This is a genomic window from Streptomyces sp. NPDC004561, from assembly GCF_053602155.1.
The window spans coordinates 1-18,045 of record NZ_JBSGDB010000156.1 but is presented as its reverse complement, the minus strand read 5'-3'; the positions used below and the strand labels follow the sequence as shown (position 1 = coordinate 18,045).

Below are 18,045 nucleotides of genomic sequence, written 5' to 3'. Positions count from 1 at the left end.
ACCGGCTCGGTGCGCCGCTGGCGATCGTGCACTCGGGGCGCCGTCGACCGTTCGCCGCATCGCCGGCGTTGCCCGCATTGCCGACCGGCGACATCATCCCGGTCAGGCTGGACCCGGCCGATCCGATGCCGGCACCGCTTGCGAGCGGCTCACGCCTGAAGCCGCACCGGACGGTTAGCGGACGTGTACTCGTCCGCGACGTTGAAGACGCTGGCACATTGCGGGCACTCCGCCTTGCCGAACAGGTAGGCAATTCCGTCGGCGAGCACCTCCTGCCCATCGCGGACAGTGATCTGATGCATCCACCGGCCGGTTCCGGTGAGTTCCTCGGCACCGGCCGGCCGCAGGTCCCGCCGGATCTCCTCACTCCCGTCCCTCACCTGCGAGTAGCACCCGAAGCCTCCAAAGACGATCGTCACCCCCACGCCACAGTGGGGACAGTCCACGTGATGGACGCCGTCCGTGAAACCATCCAGGGCGTTCGTCCAGTGGTACTCCTCTTCGACCGCGAGCAGGGCGCGGAAAGACACGCGATAGCCAGCCGGCCGCGACCGCAGGTGCCGGTCCAGCACCGCACGGAACTCCTTGACCGCATCAGCGCACAGTTCGTCAGCAGATCGTCGCAGCCGTGCCGCCCGGCGGCGCGTTCCAGGATCTTCCACGCTTCAGCGTCGTCCTGGTGCTCCACCCGTTCCAAGAGCTCCGGAACGCGATCGACATCGAACCAGCAGTCACGCATCTGTGCCCAGTTCACCACCTGAGCATTGAACCCTCCCAAGGCGGTGAGGAGCGCCTGGAGCGACCCATCGGACAGGCCTGCCGACCCTGCCGGACGCGTCGCCTACTGCCGATCAGGCCAAGTGGCCGACGCGCGACCCGTGCCGGTCATGCGGGGCGGATCCCTCCGGACCGCCCCGGCTCACGTACGATCGCGCGCTTCGCCTCCAGCGCCATTAGCTGACAGTGCCCCGTTATCTGCACTTCCTTGTCCAACCATGGAACGGGCCGTCATGAGCCGATTGCCTGCCACACCCGTGACGACCGCAACCGTCACCCGTCGCGTGAGCGCGTCGTCAGGCGCCCGCGTAGACGCGGTTGACGAATTCGGCGACCTGGGTGTCGCTGAGGTTCTTGCCGAGGTTGGCCTCGGTGATGATGCCTACCAGTTGGTGGCCGCCCTTCACGTCGATTACCGGGAGGCGCTTGATCCGATACTGTTCCATGATCTTCAGGACGTCCTGAACATCCGCGTCGGCGTCGATCCAGTGGATCTTGCTCTGCATACTGCCGGCCTGCACCGTCGACGGATCGATCCCCTCGGCACAGCATTTAAGGACGATGTCACGGTCGGTGATCATCCCCGTCAGCTGGTCGTTGTCACCGCAGATGGGCAGCGCGCCGACCTTCAGGTCACGCATCATCTGCGCCGCGTCCTTCAACGACTGGTGGGCGCCGACGCATTGCACTCCGCCGGTCATGATGTCCCTGGCCCTCAGATTGCCAGCCATGGATCCTCCTGCTGGTCGCAGCGTTCATCGAGATCTCGGGCGCCGGCGTACGCATGACTCCGCGAGGCACCCGCCCCTCGATGACAGCACGAAGGAAGCAAGATCGCTTCTGGGCCTGGCAGCCCTCCCACTTGGGCACCCATTGGCTGCCGGACCGCCTACCAGCGCATGTGGAACAGAGGGTCGAGCGGATCGCCCTCGTACCCGACGACGAGACAGGCTGCCGCCACCGGCCCCCGGGAGAGCTCCACGAGCCGGGTCAGGGCCGCCGCCTCGGAGGGCAGCGCGGCCGGATCGAGACCGAGCGCCCGGGCCGCGCGGTCGCGTCGCGCGTCGAAATCGGGCAGGTCCTCTCGATACTCGTCGGCGACCGCCCGCAGTTCCTCGACCGTCCGTCCGGGAGCGTCCCGCCACCACGGGGCCACCAGACACAAGCGCACCAACTCCGGCAGTCCCAGGCCGAGAAGCCCGGCCTCGCCGTCCAGGCTCACGTACACCACCGGCCGTTCCTCGCCGCCCTCGCCGACGAAGCAGAACGCATCTCCCGAGCCCGCTCGCGCGAACTGCTCCAGCCTGGCCCCGGAGGAGAGGCGGACGCCGTCCTCCAGTGCATGGGAGGACGGGTCCGTCGCGTCGAGGTCCGCGAGTCCGGCGAAGAACGCCACGACGTCTTGGTCAGTGGCCAAGAGAGGCAGCAACGCGCCCGGCACACCGGGGTGGGCGGGTATGCCGGGTCCGGCCTGTGCATTCGATCCGTTCGATCCGTTCACCGGGCTACCGTAACCGGGCCCCCAACACCGATCGGGCGGACCGTCAGAAACGTCGGCGAAGACAAAGCGCAGCGCAATGTGCATGCAAGCGGCGGCTCGACGGGGTGGCCGGCACCGCCACGGCAGACGGCCCAGGTGCCCTGCCACCTGTCGGGCGCCCAGGCCGGCCTACGGCTCACCATCAGGGGTAGATCCACCTCGAGCACTTCCGTGGCGCCGGTGGCCGCGCGACGACAACCACGGAGCATTTCTCGGCCTCGCCGTCCTCCTGATCACCCACTGCCACGTCCGACAGGTTTGTTGAGGCCTCTACGACTCCAACGCCTTCGGTCCCGCACGGGCGAAGGCCACTGCCCATGCGGGCAGCCGATGCACCGCACATGGCCGATATCACATATGGGACATATGTGGCAATATGGCGCGTGTGGAATTAGGCGCTGAAGACCGGCGAGAGGAGTACATCATGATCGCCAAGCTACTCGGCAGGCTGTTCTTCACCCGCCACTACGGTGCGTACGGCGCCCACGAGTGGGATGCGTACGCCGGCGACGACTGAGTCTGACCACACCACTGGCGGGCGCCCCCGGGCGCCCGCCAGCACCCGGCCACGCTGCCGACGACATCGGCCTGGACAGGTACGAGAGCCAGGGACGATCTCATGGGCCGAATGAATGAGCCGCCGCGGTTGCCCGGAGGCAGTTTCGCCGCTTGGAGCCGCGACCGGCTGGCACTGGCGCGCCGTGGCACTGCGGAGTGCGGGGACGTCTGGCAGCTGGAGCCGGGGGTCTACGTGGCCGCTACGGCCGGGCCGTGTGAAGCAGTCCTGCGCCGCGCGCAGGACTTCCCCAAAGCGCCCTCGCCCCTCTTCCCGCCGTTGAAGGGGTCGAACGGGGAACCGACGCCTGAGGAGCGCATGCGTGCTCACACCGCCCGCATGCGCGGACTGCGCTCGCAGGCGGTCGCGGTCCGAATCGGTGAGATCGCGCCCCGAGCCGCTCGATTCGCCGACCAATGGCCCCTGGACCAGGACGTCGAAATTCTGCCCCTGGTCCGACACGCCCTGGCAGAGATCGGCGTGAGCTACCTCTTCTCCGAAGACACTCCCACCCTGCTGCCCTTCGCCTCACAGCTCTTCCTGGCCCGGGAGGTGCTCGTACGGCCCTCGCACTGGGTGTGGCCGCGCTGGGTGCCTACACCGGCACGGCGGTTCCGCACACGGCAGCAGGTCGCCTTCACCGACGCTTTGCGGCCCATCGTCAGGCGGCGCCGTTCGTCGGGCCGACTCGGTGACGACATGCTGGGACAGATGCTCCGGCCCTCCTCCCGCTACGGCCTGCTGCCGGAAGAGGCCGTCCTCGACACTCTCCCCGGAATCACGGTCGCCACCTTCGAGACACCTTCCCGGGCCGCCGGATGGATCCTGCTCCACCTGGCCCAGCACCCCGTGGCAGCGGACCGCGTCGCGGCCGAAGCCGCCTTGCTGCCCGCGGACCCGGCCGCGACGACCAGCGCCCACCTCGGCGGCCTGCAGTACACCCAGGCACTGGTACGCGAGGTGCTGCGGCTGTACCCCCCGAGCTGGCTCCTGACCCGGCAAGCCCCGCGACAGACTCAGCTCGCCGGCTACACCATCGATGCCGGATCCACCGTTCTCGTCTGCCCGTACACCGCCCAACGCGACGCGCGGGAACACGCCGAGCCGGACCGGTTCCTGCCCGAGCGCTGGCTCGATGGTTCGGGCTCGCCGGAGGAACCAGGGGTCTTCCTCTCCTTCGGCACCGGGCCGCATGGCTGTGAGGGAGCCGCTCTGGCCATGGCGATGCTGACGCTCCTCACCGCGCAGATCGCCCGCTGCTACCACTTGAGCGAGCCGCCCGGACCGGACCCCAGCTACGAGGTCGCCACCTTCGAAGGCCTCGCGACTGCAGGGTTGCACCTGCGCGCCACCCTGCGCGGCTGAGGGCAGCCCTGCTTTCGGTCACAGGCCGCCTCCGTCCGTAAGGAGCCGACGCTGATCAAGTACGGGTGCCGTTCCGCACACGCTCGGAAGACCGGCTCATGGTCCGCTCACCGTATGTCCATGTCGCTGGTCGAACTCGCTGGCGAGGATGCCCATCATGACGAGGTCGTGGTACCGGCCGGCGAAGAAAACGTGTTCCCGCAGGCGTCCCTCCTCGATGAAGCCGAGCCGACGAGTGAGTGCCAGCGACGCCTCGTTGTGCGCGAAGATCGTCGCCAGGCATTTGTGATAGCGCCGCTCGGCGAACATGAAGCGCAGCAGCAGCACCAGGGCTTCTGTCGCGTAGCCCCTGCGCCGGTGGTCAGCGGCGATCGCGACTTCGAACTCGAACCAGCCTGAACGAGGGGCGGGGTGATGTGAGCCGACCGTGCCGACCAACTCCCCCGTGGCCGTTGATTCCACTGCCAACCGGAAACGATCGTCATCGCACTTGGCGACGGATTGCTCCTTCGCCCAGGCACGGTAGCTCTCGGCGGACCGCGGCAGATCCAGCCGGCTCCCTCCCCGCCCGTCGTCGTCGGCGAAGCGCTTGAACGCTGTCCAGTCGTCGGGCTCGATAGCGCGTAGGCGTACCCGCGTACCCGTCCAGGACGATGCCATGCTCTATTTGATCATGCTGAGGTGCGCGAGGCCGCGGGGCACGCCGCGACAGGAGTTGCCCGCCGTTCTCCCTCACGCCGGCGTCGAGCTGGTCCAGCGCGGCGGCCGAGCCATTCAGCCTCGTATTCCACAGCGCGAGGTCGATACGGCCCGACACGAAGGGCGTGTCGATCACGGAGTGGAGCGGGACGTCACTGGTTGCGTGCATGAACCTGCACCGCAGACGGCCAGTCGATCAGGTCCCCCGGCACGCGGTGCCCTTCGGTCAAGGAGGCGAGCCCGCCACCGGCGCCGAAGCCCCCGTTGGCGACCTCCGTGTAGACGCGGCGAAGCAGTTCGGGTAGACGGCGCCCGATCCTGCGCTCTGCCCTCTCCAACTCGGTCAGAGTCACAGGAGGAAACAGCGGTCCGCGGGGAGCGTCCGCGTAGTAAGCGGCCACTTCCTTGCTCTGCGACTTGAGTTGGATCGTGCCGTCGCTGCTGTACGACACGATGTCGGCGCAGATCTGCGCCCTGTATTCCGGGCCGCAGCGCTCAGCCATCCAGGCAGTGGGCACGCTCGCCTCATCGAAACGCAGGCCCGGATCCCACGCGCGAGCCCGCAGCTTCTCGATCAAAGCGTCGTCGTCCGCCTCCCTGTCACCGGGGTCCCGGTGGGGTGTTGCGGGATGGTCGCGGGGAAGAAAGGTCGACGACCCACCTGGTCCTGCGCCCCGGTAGGTGACCGGGTTCGAGGGCCGCATCCCTGTGGTCGGTGGTCGCCGCGACAAGGGTGACCACCGACTCGGGCAGGGCGGTGCCGAAGGCGGCCGGGATCGTTCCGACCGCCATCCCGGCGGGGGGCTTCGCGAACAACCGCGAACGGGGGCGGCGGCAGCTTCGACCCCGCAGACACGCTTACGTCGTCGGCGAAGGGCCGAAGGCCGGGCATCGAAGGGGCGCGGTGGGGTCGCCGTTCAGAGACTCAGCGTGATCACGGCGCCGAGACCGCCGAGGCCGAGGGCGACGGCTGCTTGTTTCCAGCCGCCTGCACCCCAGGCGAAGAAGCGGTCGGCAGCCAGCCGGCCAGGGCCGATGGCAGCAACAGCGAGGGCGACGACGGCGATGCAGACGTTGTATTCCACTCCCCCGTCCGTGTCCCACAGGCCATGGGCGCCGGTGACGGTGACCATGGCATTGATCATGACGCCGATCAGGGCGGCAGCCGCCAGCGGGGTCAGCAGGCCGGCGGCCAGACCGAGGCCGCCGAGGAGCTCGGACAGCCCTCCGATCGCGGCGAAGAGCTTCGCCGGGTGATAGCCCAGGGCCGCGAACCCCTTGGCGGTTTCCGTCAGGCCGTGGCCCCCGAAGAGCCCGAAGAGTTTCTGAGCACCGTGGGCGGCCATCAACAGGCCGAAGGTCAGCCTGAGGAGCAGCAGGCCCCAGTCGGCGGCGCTCGTCATGGCAGTCGTGGTGGCGGTGTCGGTGGGATGCGCCACCGGTTCCGTGGATCGAACAGGATGGTTGAGGATGCGCTTGGTCAACATGGCAATGCTCCGGTTGAACGCCAGAACGGGCGTTTCCCCCTGCTCGGACAGACCCGAGCAACCGGTGATGGGTGAGCCCCGTGCGGCCGCACAGAGCGTTTCCCCCTGCACGATGCTTCCGCTCGGGGCAGCGTCGTGCATCTTGGCGGTGGCCCGCGCGGGCGGGCGGCCGGCGTCGCCTCAGCGGTCCTGCGCCATGTCGTCATCACGATCGGTGTCGCTCGGGCCCAGACGCACGCAGCACTCCCCCGGCTCGGGGGCCAGGACGGCCTGGACCCCGTTGACCTCCAGGCCGCGGAGGTAGCCGGAGAGAAATGCCTTGTTCATGCCGCACACCAGCTCAGGGGCCTTCGCGGCCAGCGGGTGGAAGGGGCAGTTGCGCAGCCGGAGCCGGGTCGGGGTCTCGCGGACGGGTTCGTAGCCGTACTCGTCGAGCAACCGCTCGCAGGCGGTCAGCCCGCGCTCGGGGCCCAGGCGGCCAGGACGCGTCTCGTCCCGGGCCGCCTCGCCCAGGTGCCGGCCACGGTCTTCGGCGCTCCGCACGGCTGCCTGCGTGGCGTTCTCGTCGGCGCCTTCGGTCAGGACGGCGTCCAGGAGCAGGTCGGCCAGGAGTTCGTGGCGCCGGTCGGGGATGCTCACGGTGATCTGGGCGTCGGTGGGTTCGTACACCTTCGGTTTCCGGCCGACCTTCCGGATCCCGCCGGGCGATTCGTAGCGCGCGCGCAGCAGGCCGACGTCGACGAGCTTGTCGAGGTGGAAGGCGGCGAGCTTGCGCGAGATGCCGACGCTGGCGGCGGCCTCGTCCCGAGTGACAGCGCGGCCGGCACGCCGGATGAAGGTGAACATGCGCCGGCGCGATTCGTCGCCGAGGACGCTGACGGAGTCGATGGCGCTGTCGGCCCCGTCGGCCCGCGCAGTCGGATCAGAAGCCACACGACCACAGTAACTCCCATCCACGCGGGCACAAGTGTTCTTTCGGCCCATTGTCCTGCACGTCTTGACGGCCTCCCGTAATAAGACCAAGATTTGTTGGTGAAACTAGTGGAGGTTGCGATGGCCAGTGAGTCCCATCTCCAAGCGAAGCGTCCGGTCAGTGCCTCGCTCGCCGGCCCGTACGGCCACCCGTTCCACCCGATCCTGGTGACCGTGCCCATCGGCGCCTGGGTCACGAGCCTGGTGTTCGACATCGCGTCCCACGTCGTGCACCGTCCGGGCTTCTTGACCCAGTCCTCGGAGTGGCTGATCGCGGTCGGGGTGATCGGTGCCCTGCTGGCGGCCATGGTCGGATTCCTCGACCTGTTCGCGATCCCGGCCGGCACCCCGGCCTTTCGCACCGCCTTGGTCCACATGACGCTGAACCTGCTCGTGACCGCCGCCTACGTCGTCAACTTCCTGTGGCGGTACGGCGATCACACGGGCGGCGGAGGTGTCGGGATCGGGCAGCTCGTCCTGTCCGCTGCCAGCGTGATCGTTCTGGGCCTCTCGGGATTCCTGGGCGGCAAGCTCGCGTACCGCTACGGCGTGCGCGTCGCCGACGAGAACACCCAGGCCGAGGGCTACACGCCCCACCGCGGCCCGAGCGAGACCCGCTCGGCCGTGTGATCCGGCCCCACACCCACCATGACGGCCGGTTTCCTCCAGCCGCCCTCACCACCATTCCCCTTGGGAGTTCCCCATGGACATCGCCGCACTGATCACCTGGGTGGTCACCGCTCTCGGCGGGTTCTACATGCTCGGCACCTGGATCCAACGCGGCGGAATCCGGCAACAGCAAACCGGCACCAGCCGCCTGCCCGCACCCGTGGTCTTCGGCCACTTCGCCCTGGCCGCCATCGGACTGGTGGTGTGGATCGTCTACGTCGTGGCCGACAAGACCGCCCTGGCCTGGACCGCGTTCGTCCTGCTGCTTCCGGTCGCCCTGCTGGGATTCGTGATGCTGGCCCGCTGGATTCCCGTCTACCGTGACCGTCCCAGGACCGGCGCGACAGCGGCCGCTGCCGCGGGCCCGGGAGCCGAAGGTGCCGTCCCTGCCGAACGGCACTTCCCGGTGCCGGTCGTGCTGGCGCACGGTCTGCTCGCCGTCGTCACCCTCGTCCTGGTCCTGCTCACCGCCCTGGGCATCGGGGGCAGCTGAGATGACCGAGCGCCCCGGCACCACCGCCCGAATAGACCTTCGCGACGAGACAGAAACGACATCCGCACGACCCGCCCTGCGGGTCGTGCACGAACCCGAAGGCATCGACCTGGCCGCAGCGGAAGCCGCGGCCGGCCGGTTCCTCACTGCTCTCGGCATCTCCACCGCCTCGGAGAGCCTGCGCGGCACACCGGGGCGGATGGCCCGCGCCTATGCCGAACTGTTCACCCCGCGCCCCTTCGACCTGACGACCTTCCCCAACGACGAGGGCTACGACGAACTCGTCCTGGCCCGCCGCATACCCGTCCGATCGGTGTGCGAGCACCACCTGCTGCCCTTCGTCGGCACCGCCCACGTCGGCTACCTGCCCGGCGCCCGCATCCTCGGCCTGTCCAAGCTGGCCCGCGTCGTCGAGCACTTCGCCTGCCGCCCCCAGGTCCAGGAACGACTGACCAAACAGGTCGCCGACTGGCTGCAGACGCATCTGGAACCCAAGGGCGTCGGCGTCGTCATCGAAGCCGAACACTCCTGCATGACCCTGCGGGGCGTCCAGGCCACCGGCTCCAGCACCATGACCTCCACCCTGCTCGGGCTGCTGCGCTCCGACGCCCGCTCCCGCAGCGAATTCCTCGCCCTGACCGGCGCGGCCTCATGAGCGGGCCCGATCTACCCAACGCACAGGTGGAGGCCTCGAAGACGGGTTGAGAGGTCGGCACCGCTTTCAGCCACATGGATCACCGCTGGGGCGCTGCGCTGTGGGCAGGGCCGCGCGACTGCTCCGTCAGAGGTTCTGACAAGGCGCTAGTCTGGTCGGAAGCTGTGGCTCCTGGTCACAGCGCGGCGGTGGGGCTCGCCGTACTCGAACCGCGGCATCGGCGCCGCCAACAGTCCCTACTTGCGATGGTGTGGGCTCGCGTGCAATGCGCGCGGGTCCCGGCGAGTAGGGACGTACGTTCATGACTGCCTCCAATCCCAAGGTGACCGACGAGCCCACGGACCCCGACGTCGATCTGCACGTGCCGACCCAGCGGCAGCAGTCCTGGCGGGCGCAGGGGCCGATCGTGGCGGTGGTGGCGATCGGCGGTGCGATCGGCGCCTCGGCCCGGTACGGCGCGTCGCTGACGTGGCCGGGAGCGGCGGACGGCTTCCCCTGGACGACGCTGTGGGTGAATACGGCCGGGTGTGCGGTCATCGGCGTGTTCATGGTGCTGATCACCGACGTGCGGACTGCGCACCGGCTGGTGCGGCCGTTCTTCGGCACCGGAGTGCTGGGCGGGTTCACGACGTTCTCGACCTACGCGGTGGACATCCACAATCTCGTGGACCGCGGTCATCCCCGGACCGGGCTCGCGTATCTGGCCTCGACGCTGTGTGCGGCGCTGGCAGCGGTGTGGCTTGCGGCGACGGCTACGCGCCGTCTGGTCGCATGGAGGCGGCGGTGACGAGACTGACGGGCAGGGCCCTGCGAGTGACGATCTCCATCGTGGACACCGAGGAGCGGGTACGGGCCTTCCCGCCGCAGCCGGACGAGCCGGCGGGGCAGGGGCCGGTGGTCCTCGACGACTGCGAGGTCGTCCTCCCCCAGGCTCAACTTCGTTCGACCGGGGGTACCCCCACCGTGGGCAGGGAGGAGAAGGCGTGAACTGGCTGCTCGTGGTTGCCGGCGCGATGGTCGGCGCGCCGATGCGGTACCTGACCGACAGGGCGGTGCAGAAGAGGCACGACACGGTATTCCCCTGGGGCACCTTCACCGTGAACGTCGCCGGCTGCCTGATCCTGGGCCTGCTCTCCGGCGCGGCAGCGGCCGGGACCGCATCGGCGCACGTCCAGCTGCTGCTGGGCACCGGGTTGTGCGGGGCGCTGACGACGTATTCCACGTTCTCGTACGAGACTCTGCGGCTGGCGGAGGACGGGGCGAGGTTCTTCGCCGCCGCCAATGTCGTCGCCAGCGTGGTGGCCGGCCTGGGCGCGGCGTTCGTCGGTGCGTCACTCGCGAATGCGCTGTGGGCATGAGCCCCGGGGCGTTCAAGGAAGGGGCGGCGGACCGACCGGAGCGGATGCGTCCGTGGCGGTTCGTCGTCTGGTTCGGCACGGTCAGTCTCCTCGCGGATGTCGTGTACGAGGGCGCCCGCTCGATCACCGGCCCGCTGCTGGCCTCGCTGGGTGCTTCCGCCCTGGCCGTCGGAGTGGTCACGGGCGCCGGGGAGGCGGCGGCGCTGGGACTGCGGCTGGTCTCCGGTCCGCTGGCGGACCGCACCCGCCGGTTCTGGGGGCTCGCGATCGCCGGGTACGCGCTCACGGTGGTCTCGGTGCCGCTGCTGGGCGTGGCCGGGGTGCTGTGGGCCGCGTGCGTGCTGGTGATCGCCGAGCGCGTCGGCAAGGCGGTGCGCTCGCCGGCGAAGGACACGCTGCTGTCGCACGCCACCGCCGCCACCGGACGGGGCCGCGGCTTCGCGGTCCATGAGGCGCTGGACCAGATCGGCGCCATCGTCGGGCCGCTGCTGGTGGCCGGTGTGCTCGCGCTGACCGGGAACGACTACGGTCCCGCGCTCGGTGTCCTCGCCGTACCCGGCATTGCCGTACTGCTGCTTCTGTTCCGGCTGCGGGCACGAGTGCCGGACCCCGAAGCCTACGAACGCGAGGTGACCGCCGCGGCGCCGGCGACACCGGACGGGCGAGACGGGCGTCTGCCGAAGGCGTTCTGGACGTACGCCGCCTTCACCGCGGCCACCACGACCGGCTTCGCCACCTTCGGCGTGCTCTCCTACCACCTGGTGCAGCGGCATCTGCTGTCCGCTGCGTGGGTGCCCGTGCTGTATGCGGCGGCGATGGCCGTGGACGCGGTCGCGGCGCTGGCCGTCGGGTGGCTGTACGACCGGACCGGTCCGCGTGTGCTGGTGGCTCTGCCGGTACTGAGCGGGGGCGTCGCGGCGCTGGCGTTCAGCGACACGGTCGTGATCGCGGCGGCCGGGTCGCTGGTGTGGGGTGCGGCCATGGGCATTCAGGAGTCCACCCTGCGCGCCACGGTCGCGGACCTGGTGCCCAGCGGGCGGCGTGCCACCGCCTACGGTCTGTTCGCCGGCGTGGTCGGCGCGGCGAGCCTGGCCGGCGGTGCGCTGATCGGCGGGCTGTACGGCTATTCGATCCCGGTGCTCATCACGGTGGTGGTCGCCATCCAGGTGCTGGCTGTCGTGTTGCTGCTGATCACCGGGATCCATCGCCGCTGACGCTGGGGTGTCAGTCCGTCAGTGGTTCGTAGCCGGCTTCGCGGCTGACGCGGATGGCCTCGTCGTTGACGTGGCCGACGGTCTGGGTACGTCTGGCGCTTCTCGTGTTCGGCCAGAGCCCGGTGGATGCCGGCCAGCCCCGGGCTCCGGCCCCTGCGTTTACCGGTGGGGATGATCAGGTCGGGGCGGATCTGCCGGACTCGCCGTTGGCCCGGCGGCGGAGCACGGTGTGCAGCATGTCGTCGGTGATGACCGGTGTCCGGCCGCCGTGCTTGCCCTTGCGGCCGGCGGCGTCGAGTCCTTCGAGGGTGGCTTCGCGGATGCTCTCGCGCTCGGTCCCGGCCATGGCGGCGAAGAAGCCGAAGAGCATGCGCCCGGGCGTGGGCTCGTAGATGCCGGACAGCGGGCCGGCCGGCATCTCCAGGATCAGGCCGATCTTCTCGCGGGGGATGCCGTGCGCGCTCAGCGCGTCGAGTGGTGACTGCAGTTCCTGGGTGAGGTGCGAGCAGCGGTCGTGCCCGATACGGATGTCCGCGCCCCGGGTGCCGGTCTCGGGTGCGGGTGGCGACGGGGTGCCGGGCCGCCAGGGCTGGCCCGGGCCGCGGTCGGCCGGGCTCGGCACCCGCAGCAGCTTGGCGAGCCGGGGGATCTTCTTGAAGCGGCCGGTGTGGTGGATGCCGGCGACGGCGCCCGAGCGGGATCGGGGGGAGCCGGGCTGAGAGATCTGCGTTCGCCGTCGACCCGCGCGTGAAGCAGCTACCATATAGTCGGTTCCTACTATTAGAGATCGGTGATATGGATGGCGAAGCGGAAGATCTCCAACACACTGGCGCTGGCCGTGCTGGGACTGCTGCAAGAACAGCCGATGCACCCGTATGAGATGGCGTCGACCCTGCGGGAGCGGCACAAGGACAGCAGCTTCAAGGTCAACTCCGGGTCGCTGTACGACACGGTCGAGGCGTTGGCTCGGCATGACTGGATCGAGCCGGTGGAGACGACGCGTGATGGCAGGCGGCCGGAGCGAACCGTGTACGCGACAACCGAGCTGGGCCAGAGCGAATTCGTCTGCTGGATCGATGAACTCCTCCGCACGCCCGTCGCGGAATACCCGAAGTTCATGGCCGCGGTGTCCTACCTCGGCGCACTCGGTCCGGACAGGGCGGCGGAGGCACTGGCCGAACGGGCGGGGCATCTGGCCCAACGGATCGAGGAGACGAACACGGTGCTGGCCGACACGGTCGGCTCCGGCAAGGTCCCCCGGTTGTTCATGATCGAAACCGAGTGCGCACTGCACGCCTGGGAGGCCGAATTGACCTGGACGCGGCGGACCATCGCCGAGATCCGCGACGGCAGCCTGTTCTGGCCCGAGGTCGAGCGAACCGAACGGGGATGGACCTGGTCCGCCCCCACGTCCCCGGAAGGAACCACCCGATGACCGAGGTACTGATCGTCGGAGCGGGCCCGGCCGGACTGTTACTCGCGAGCGAACTCCGACTCGCCGGTGTCGACACGGTCGTCATCGAACGCCACGCGCAGCGGCCGGGCTTCTGCCGGGGCTTCAACCTCAACGCCCGCGCCCTGGACCTGCTGGCACGACGCGGCCTCGCCGAGAGGTTCATCGGCGAGGGCTGGCAAGTACCGCACGCCGCGTTCTCCGGCCTGCCGGTGACGCTCACCCTCGCCGGCACGCACACCGACCACCCGTACTCGCTGGGCATCCCGCAGACCCGGGTCGAGGAGATACTCGAGGCGCACGCCCTCGACCTGGGAGCCGACATCCGGCGCGGACACGAACTGCGCGCCCTGGAACAGGATTCCGAGTCCGTCACCGCCACCGTCACCACCGGCGACCGCGCGTACCGCGTCCGGGCCGCGTACCTGGTCGGCTGCGACGGCGGCCGCAGCACCGTCCGCAAACAGGCCGGCATCGACTTCCCCGGTACCGCGGCGACCCGCTTCTCCCTCCTCGGCGACGTCGAGCTCGCCGACCCCGAGGCGCTGCCTTTCGGCGTGACCACGGGCCCCGGCGGGACCGTGTTCGTCATCCCCCGCCCCGGCTACGTCAGGATCTGCACCTCAGACCGGCAACCCCCCGCGGACAAGGACACGCCGGTCACCCTGGACCTGCTCCAAATCGCTGTGGACGACGCGCTCGGCCGCCACGTCGAGCTGCGCGCCGCACGCTGGCTGACCCGGTTCGGCAACGCCGCCCGACAGGCGGCCGAGTACGTCCGGGGCAGGGTCGTCCTGGCCGGGGACGCCGCGCACATCCACCCGCCGGCCGGGGCGATCGGCGTCAACGTCGCCCTGGACGACGCGTTCAACCTCGGCTGGAAACTCGCCGCCACCGTGCGCGGCACCGCGCCGGCACACCTGCTGGGCAGCTACCACGCCGAACGCCACACCGCCGGTGCGCATGTGCTGGCCAACACCCAGGCCCAGGTGCTGCTCGGCGACGGCGGCGATCGGCTCGCTCCGATCACCGACCTGCTCACCCGCGTCGCCGGCCACCCTGCGGGAAACCGCGCCTTCGCCGAGACCATCACCGGACTGGACACCCGGTACCAGATGCGCCCCGACTCCGACCACCCCTGGCTGGGCCGCCTGGCGCCCGACCTCGCCCTGACCGCGGGCGACGGCCGTACGCGCCTGGCCGGGTTGCTCACCTCGGGACGCGGCGTGCTGCTCGACCTGGCCGGAGAAAGCGCCATCCGCGAGTCTGCCGCAGGATGGGCAGACCGAGTGGACATCGTCACCGCGACATGCCCCGCCCATCCCGAACTCCACGCCATCCTGCTGCGGCCGGACGGGCACACCGCCTGGCTGCGCACCGCCGGTCACGACCACGCCGACGGGCTCCACCATGCGCTGCAACACTGGCACGGCCCGGCGGCGCCATCCCACGCCGCGTCCGCGGAAACGTCCGGCTACTGAGGTTTTCGGCCCAGGCTGACGGTGATCTCGCTGGCGGGTGTATCCCGATGCCATGCGGTATCCCGATGGGGGCGGTCCGACCGCGAAGCAGCGGGCTCAGCGGAGCAAGTGCGATTCGAGGCCGCCGAGTTATTCGAGCAAGGGTCGAGCTCACGCGCCAGGTCGGTGGTGGTGCGCCGGCGGGTGAGCAGGGCCAGGACCGCCCCCAACGGTCGGAACGGACGCCACCGCCCAGGTGACGACCCCTTCGGGCGCGCGACAGCCCGCAAGACGAACGGCTCAGCGCTGTGGCGTGGCGTCGTCACCGGCTGCGAGAGGACCGCGACGATCTACCTGGCCGGACCGCACAAGGCGGGCTCCTGCCTTCGGTCTGCCTTGGGCGAGATGACAGGTAAAGGACGATCATGAGCGCGGAAGCTGGGGACCAGCGCATTCCGGTGGCAGACGACGGCGTCGCCGGCGGCGATGCGCGATTGGCGGGATGCACGGCGCTGGTGACGGGCGCCTCCAGCGGCATCGGTGCGGCCACCGCCTTGTCACTGGCTCGGCAGGGCGCCGCTGTGGCGGTGGTCGCCCGCCGTACCGGACGCCTGGAGGAACTGGCCGCAAGGATTCGTGATGGCGGTGGCTCGTGCAGCGTTCTCACCGCTGACCTCGGAGACTCAGTGCAGGCTCGTCGGACCATCGACGAGGCCGTGAATCGCCTCGCGCGGTTGGACGTGCTTGTGAACAACGCCGGTTACGTAGCCATGGGCACCATCGAGCGAGGCGACCCCGCAGAGTGGGAACGGATGGTCGATCTCAACTTCAACGCCGTCCTCCACCTCTCACAGGCGGCGTTGCCTCACCTGCTCCGGGCGGCAGCACACGGCCCGCGCGGAGTCGCAGATCTCGTGAACGTCAGCTCGGTCGGAGGCCGGGTGGTGCGCAAGAACAATGGCATTTACTCGGCGACGAAGCACGCGGTGGGCGCGTTCAGCGAGGCCCTGCGTCAGGAGGTGACTGGACGGGGCGTCCGAGTGGGGCTGATCGAGCCAGGCATGACGTTGACGGAGATGTCGACCGGCCCCGGATCCGGGGCCGCCCGTGACCTGCCTCAGAAGGCGTGGCTGCACGCGGAGGACATCGCCCGTGCCATCACCTTCGTGATCACGCAGCCCCCGCATGTCGCAGTCAACGAGATCATGGTGCGCCCGACAGCCCAAGAACACTGACCCCCAGCACGGGACATCGGTGCGCGAGCAAGCAGGGCTCCGGCGCGGCGGACAACGCGACTCGAACCCCGGCGCCGTCGCGCGGACGTAATGGTTCCGCAACCTTGACTGTATTGGTCCAGTCCAATAACGTCACCTCGCACAGAACCCCACATGGCACAACACTCCCCGACCGTCACCTAGTTGACGGACCATCACCCCCACCCGGGAGGGCCCCTGTGGTTTCCCGACGTTCCTTCCTGGCCGCGGCCGGTGCCACCACCGCCGCTGCTGCGCTCAGCCCGTTCTCGCCGCTGGCCTCCACCGCGACGGCCGCGGGAGTCTCCCTCCCCGTGAAGCTGGCGAACAACTCCGGCCACGACACCGTCTACGCCTACATCTCTCCGGCACCGACAGCAGCGGCTGGCCCGTCTTCGTCTCGGCGAACGGCGCCCTGAACCGGCTGCCCAACCCGTCGTCCCCGGTGACCCCCATCGCCGACTACTCCATCGCGCTGGGCGCCTCCGGCTCGGCCGCCACAAGCATCACCCTGACCGACTACGTCATCGGCGGCCGTGTCTGGTTCTCGGTCGGTCAGAAACTCCGGTTCTTCGTCAACCCGGGCGCTGTGCCCGGTGTGGTCCAGCCCGCCCTGGTCAGCTCCGACCCCAACTGGGCCACCAACTGGACGTTCTGCGAGTTCACCTTCAACAGCGCCAATCTCTACGCCAACATCTCCTACGTCGACATGGTCGCGCTGCCGATCTCGATGGCCAGCACCGGCAGCGGAGGCAACCAGTCGGTCAGTCCGCTGCCCTCCGGCGCCCTCGCCTCCATCGCCTCCGGCCTGCAGACACAGCACGCCTCCGACGGAGCCCCCTGGGACAGGCTGGTGGTAACCGACTCCTCCGGTGCGGTGCTGCGCGTCATGTCGCCCTCGCACTCGCCGGTGGACTTCGGCAGCTACTGGGACGACTACCTGAACCGGGTCTGGAGCCACTACGCCTCCACCCCGCTGACCATCAACGGCCAGGGCAGCATCGGTTCCTACACCGGCACCGTCTCCGGCAACGCCATCGTCTTCTCCGGTCTCAACACCAACGGCGTGCCGTTCACCAAGCCGAGCGCCGTCGACATCTTCGGCTGCGCGTCCGGTCCCCTCTACAACTCCGGGCCGGACGCACGCGGGGCGATAGCCGCCCGGCTCGCCGCCGCGCTCAACCGCAGCTCGCTCCTGGTGTCGGGCGGGGACAACCAGCCCGACGGCGTGACACCCACCCAGTACTACCAGGACCCGATCACCAACCACTACGCACGGCTCGTCCACAAGTACGCCCGCATCGGCTACGCCTTCCCCTACGACGACGTCGGTCCCACCGGCTCGGCCCCCGTCGACGGGCACATCCAGGACGGGGCGCCCACCTCGTGGACCATCACCCTGGGCGCCGGCGGCTCCGGTGGAGGATCCGGGGGCGGCTCGGCCACCGTCAGCGCCTACAGCGTCATCCAGGCCGAGTCCTACTCGGCTCAGAGCGGGACCACCGCCGAGAGCTGCGCCGACACCGGCGGCGGCAGCGACGTGGGCTGCATCTCGAACGGCGACTGGCTGAAGTTCTCTTCCGTCGACTTCGGTTCGGCCTCCCCGAGCCAGTTTAAGGCCCGGCTGGCGTCGGGCGCAGGCGCCGGTGTCAGCGGCGCCATCCAGGTGCGACTCGACAGCACCGGCGGCACGAAGATCGCCGAGATCGACTTCGCCAACAACGGCGGCTGGCAGAACTGGCAGACCGTTCCCGCGAACGTCGTCGCCTCCGCCACCGGTGTCCACGACGTCTATCTGGTCTTCTCGGGCAGCAGTTCGGACTTCACCAACGTCAACTGGCTCACCTTCACCAGCTGACCTTGGCCCTGCGACAGCAGGCGTCGCAGGAGCACCGCCTGGCCCCGGCTGACGCACAACCGGTACACATCACAGATGGGCCGCCAGCTCGCGCGCCACGTCCTCCGGCGGCTTGCCGGCGGTCCACAGATGGGTGCCGAACTCGGGGCCGGTCAGGGTCTCAAGGCACCGGGACAGCTGGAGGCCCTCCCAGCGCCCGAACTGGGCCGCGTGATGCGCAGACTGGAGCGCGCCCT

At 69.6% G+C, this 18,045-nt stretch carries 21 protein-coding genes and 2 pseudogenes; 15 read left to right on the top strand and 8 right to left on the bottom strand.

Translation table 11 applies throughout. The features are described from left to right. Positions 1-149: 149 nt before the first annotated feature. From ACWEN3_RS21250 to ACWEN3_RS21240, 3 genes are all read right to left on the bottom strand, one after another. Entirely contained in the window at positions 150-662 is a 513-nt protein-coding gene (locus tag ACWEN3_RS21250; RefSeq protein ID WP_452973145.1) for a hypothetical protein, read from the bottom strand. A gap of 411 nt (positions 663-1,073) precedes the next feature. After that, positions 1,074-1,508, bottom strand: coding sequence for a CBS domain-containing protein (locus ACWEN3_RS21245; protein WP_452973142.1), 435 nt, complete (start codon positions 1,506-1,508; stop codon positions 1,074-1,076). A 158-nt stretch (positions 1,509-1,666) separates the two neighbouring features. Beyond that, the gene (locus ACWEN3_RS21240) at positions 1,667-2,194 is read right to left on the bottom strand and encodes a hypothetical protein (protein ID WP_452973139.1); all 528 of its coding nucleotides are present in this window, start codon (positions 2,192-2,194) and stop codon (positions 1,667-1,669) included. Positions 2,195-3,191: 997 nt separating this feature from the next. Between ACWEN3_RS21240 and ACWEN3_RS21235 the strand changes: the two genes are divergently transcribed. Further along, positions 3,192-4,238: a cytochrome P450 gene (locus ACWEN3_RS21235; protein ID WP_452973136.1), complete on the top strand. Its 1,047-nt coding sequence runs from the start codon at positions 3,192-3,194 to the stop codon at positions 4,236-4,238. A 96-nt stretch (positions 4,239-4,334) separates the two neighbouring features. Here ACWEN3_RS21235 and ACWEN3_RS21230 read toward each other — a convergent pair whose 3' ends face one another. From ACWEN3_RS21230 to ACWEN3_RS21215, 4 genes are all read right to left on the bottom strand, one after another. Next, complete coding sequence (locus tag ACWEN3_RS21230; RefSeq protein WP_452973133.1) at positions 4,335-4,898, bottom strand: GNAT family N-acetyltransferase; 564 nt, start codon at positions 4,896-4,898, stop codon at positions 4,335-4,337. A 191-nt stretch (positions 4,899-5,089) separates the two neighbouring features. Then, positions 5,090-5,515 (bottom strand): hypothetical protein, encoded by a 426-nt coding sequence (locus tag ACWEN3_RS21225; RefSeq protein ID WP_452973129.1) that lies wholly within the window; start codon positions 5,513-5,515, stop codon positions 5,090-5,092. Between the two features lie 339 nt (positions 5,516-5,854). Continuing rightward, complete coding sequence (locus ACWEN3_RS21220) at positions 5,855-6,424, bottom strand: DoxX family membrane protein (RefSeq protein ID WP_452973151.1); 570 nt, start codon at positions 6,422-6,424, stop codon at positions 5,855-5,857. A gap of 180 nt (positions 6,425-6,604) precedes the next feature. Next, a complete protein-coding gene (locus ACWEN3_RS21215; protein WP_452973126.1) occupies positions 6,605-7,357 on the bottom strand; it encodes a helix-turn-helix transcriptional regulator in 753 nt (250 codons plus the stop codon). 120 nt (positions 7,358-7,477) lie between these two features. Here ACWEN3_RS21215 and ACWEN3_RS21210 point away from each other — a divergent pair, with 120 nt between their 5' ends. The 7 genes from ACWEN3_RS21210 to ACWEN3_RS21180 all read left to right on the top strand — a co-directional run bounded on the left by ACWEN3_RS21210 (position 7,478) and on the right by ACWEN3_RS21180 (position 11,785). Then, on the top strand, positions 7,478-8,026 hold the full coding sequence (locus tag ACWEN3_RS21210; protein ID WP_452973123.1) for a DUF2231 domain-containing protein: 549 nt from the start codon (positions 7,478-7,480) through the stop codon (positions 8,024-8,026). Positions 8,027-8,099: 73 nt separating this feature from the next. Further along, complete coding sequence (locus ACWEN3_RS21205; protein WP_452973120.1) at positions 8,100-8,558, top strand: hypothetical protein; 459 nt, start codon at positions 8,100-8,102, stop codon at positions 8,556-8,558. Position 8,559: 1 nt separating this feature from the next. Then, positions 8,560-9,213 (top strand): GTP cyclohydrolase I FolE, encoded by a 654-nt coding sequence (folE, locus tag ACWEN3_RS21200; protein ID WP_452973117.1) that lies wholly within the window; start codon positions 8,560-8,562, stop codon positions 9,211-9,213. A 301-nt stretch (positions 9,214-9,514) separates the two neighbouring features. Then, positions 9,515-10,000 (top strand): fluoride efflux transporter CrcB, encoded by a 486-nt coding sequence (gene crcB, locus ACWEN3_RS21195; protein WP_452973114.1) that lies wholly within the window; start codon positions 9,515-9,517, stop codon positions 9,998-10,000. Further along, the gene (locus ACWEN3_RS21190; protein ID WP_452973112.1) at positions 9,997-10,200 is read left to right on the top strand and encodes a hypothetical protein; all 204 of its coding nucleotides are present in this window, start codon (positions 9,997-9,999) and stop codon (positions 10,198-10,200) included. Before crcB (ACWEN3_RS21195) ends, ACWEN3_RS21190 begins: the two co-directional genes overlap by 4 nt. After that, positions 10,197-10,571: a fluoride efflux transporter CrcB gene (crcB, locus tag ACWEN3_RS21185; protein WP_452973109.1), complete on the top strand. Its 375-nt coding sequence runs from the start codon at positions 10,197-10,199 to the stop codon at positions 10,569-10,571. The genes ACWEN3_RS21190 and crcB (ACWEN3_RS21185) overlap by 4 nt, the downstream gene beginning before the upstream one ends. Next, the gene (locus ACWEN3_RS21180) at positions 10,568-11,785 is read left to right on the top strand and encodes an MFS transporter (protein ID WP_452973106.1); all 1,218 of its coding nucleotides are present in this window, start codon (positions 10,568-10,570) and stop codon (positions 11,783-11,785) included. Before crcB (ACWEN3_RS21185) ends, ACWEN3_RS21180 begins: the two co-directional genes overlap by 4 nt. A gap of 175 nt (positions 11,786-11,960) precedes the next feature. On the opposite strand, the gene ACWEN3_RS21175 is transcribed toward ACWEN3_RS21180, so the two are convergent. Then, complete coding sequence (locus ACWEN3_RS21175; protein WP_452973103.1) at positions 11,961-12,548, bottom strand: hypothetical protein; 588 nt, start codon at positions 12,546-12,548, stop codon at positions 11,961-11,963. A gap of 75 nt (positions 12,549-12,623) precedes the next feature. Here ACWEN3_RS21175 and ACWEN3_RS21170 point away from each other — a divergent pair, with 75 nt between their 5' ends. The 7 genes and pseudogenes from ACWEN3_RS21170 to ACWEN3_RS21140 all read left to right on the top strand — a co-directional run bounded on the left by ACWEN3_RS21170 (position 12,624) and on the right by ACWEN3_RS21140 (position 17,809). Next, on the top strand, positions 12,624-13,220 hold the full coding sequence (locus ACWEN3_RS21170) for a PadR family transcriptional regulator (protein WP_452973100.1): 597 nt from the start codon (positions 12,624-12,626) through the stop codon (positions 13,218-13,220). Then, entirely contained in the window at positions 13,217-14,719 is a 1,503-nt protein-coding gene (locus ACWEN3_RS21165) for an FAD-dependent monooxygenase (protein ID WP_452973097.1), read from the top strand. Before ACWEN3_RS21170 ends, ACWEN3_RS21165 begins: the two co-directional genes overlap by 4 nt. Before the next feature lie 52 nt (positions 14,720-14,771). Beyond that, a pseudogene (locus tag ACWEN3_RS21160) lies at positions 14,772-14,911 on the top strand (IS630 family transposase); the annotation flags it as partial. Positions 14,912-15,123: 212 nt separating this feature from the next. Continuing rightward, positions 15,124-15,933 carry an SDR family oxidoreductase gene (locus ACWEN3_RS21155; RefSeq protein ID WP_452973094.1) on the top strand — a complete coding sequence of 270 codons (810 nt, stop codon included), beginning with the start codon at positions 15,124-15,126 and terminating at the stop codon, positions 15,931-15,933. Beyond that, complete coding sequence (locus tag ACWEN3_RS21150) at positions 15,825-16,370, top strand: twin-arginine translocation signal domain-containing protein (RefSeq protein ID WP_452973091.1); 546 nt, start codon at positions 15,825-15,827, stop codon at positions 16,368-16,370. The genes ACWEN3_RS21155 and ACWEN3_RS21150 overlap by 109 nt, the downstream gene beginning before the upstream one ends. After that, positions 16,361-17,293 (top strand): annotated as a pseudogene (locus ACWEN3_RS21145) (beta-1,3-glucanase family protein); the annotation flags it as partial. The gene ACWEN3_RS21150 and the pseudogene ACWEN3_RS21145, both read left to right, overlap by 10 nt. A 21-nt stretch (positions 17,294-17,314) precedes the next feature. Further along, complete coding sequence (locus ACWEN3_RS21140) at positions 17,315-17,809, top strand: carbohydrate-binding protein (RefSeq protein ID WP_452973148.1); 495 nt, start codon at positions 17,315-17,317, stop codon at positions 17,807-17,809. Positions 17,810-18,045: the final 236 nt, after the last annotated feature.

Excerpts from the sequence above, each read along its gene's own strand:
- ACWEN3_RS21245 (WP_452973142.1), bottom strand. The coding sequence starts at position 1,508 with ATGGCTGGCAATCTGAGGGCCAGGGACATCATGACCGGCGGAGTGCAA.
- ACWEN3_RS21230 (WP_452973133.1), bottom strand. The coding sequence starts at position 4,898 with ATGGCATCGTCCTGGACGGGTACGCGGGTACGCCTACGCGCTATCGAG.
- ACWEN3_RS21220 (WP_452973151.1), bottom strand. The coding sequence starts at position 6,424 with ATGTTGACCAAGCGCATCCTCAACCATCCTGTTCGATCCACGGAACCG.
- ACWEN3_RS21155 (WP_452973094.1), top strand. The coding sequence starts at position 15,124 with ATGAGCGCGGAAGCTGGGGACCAGCGCATTCCGGTGGCAGACGACGGC.
- ACWEN3_RS21235 (WP_452973136.1), top strand. The coding sequence starts at position 3,192 with ATGCGTGCTCACACCGCCCGCATGCGCGGACTGCGCTCGCAGGCGGTC.
- crcB (WP_452973114.1), top strand. The coding sequence starts at position 9,515 with ATGACTGCCTCCAATCCCAAGGTGACCGACGAGCCCACGGACCCCGAC.
- ACWEN3_RS21210 (WP_452973123.1), top strand. The coding sequence starts at position 7,478 with ATGGCCAGTGAGTCCCATCTCCAAGCGAAGCGTCCGGTCAGTGCCTCG.
- ACWEN3_RS21205 (WP_452973120.1), top strand. The coding sequence starts at position 8,100 with ATGGACATCGCCGCACTGATCACCTGGGTGGTCACCGCTCTCGGCGGG.
- ACWEN3_RS21165 (WP_452973097.1), top strand. The coding sequence starts at position 13,217 with ATGACCGAGGTACTGATCGTCGGAGCGGGCCCGGCCGGACTGTTACTC.
- ACWEN3_RS21175 (WP_452973103.1), bottom strand. The coding sequence starts at position 12,548 with ATGGTAGCTGCTTCACGCGCGGGTCGACGGCGAACGCAGATCTCTCAG.
- folE (WP_452973117.1), top strand. The coding sequence starts at position 8,560 with ATGACCGAGCGCCCCGGCACCACCGCCCGAATAGACCTTCGCGACGAG.
- ACWEN3_RS21180 (WP_452973106.1), top strand. The coding sequence starts at position 10,568 with ATGAGCCCCGGGGCGTTCAAGGAAGGGGCGGCGGACCGACCGGAGCGG.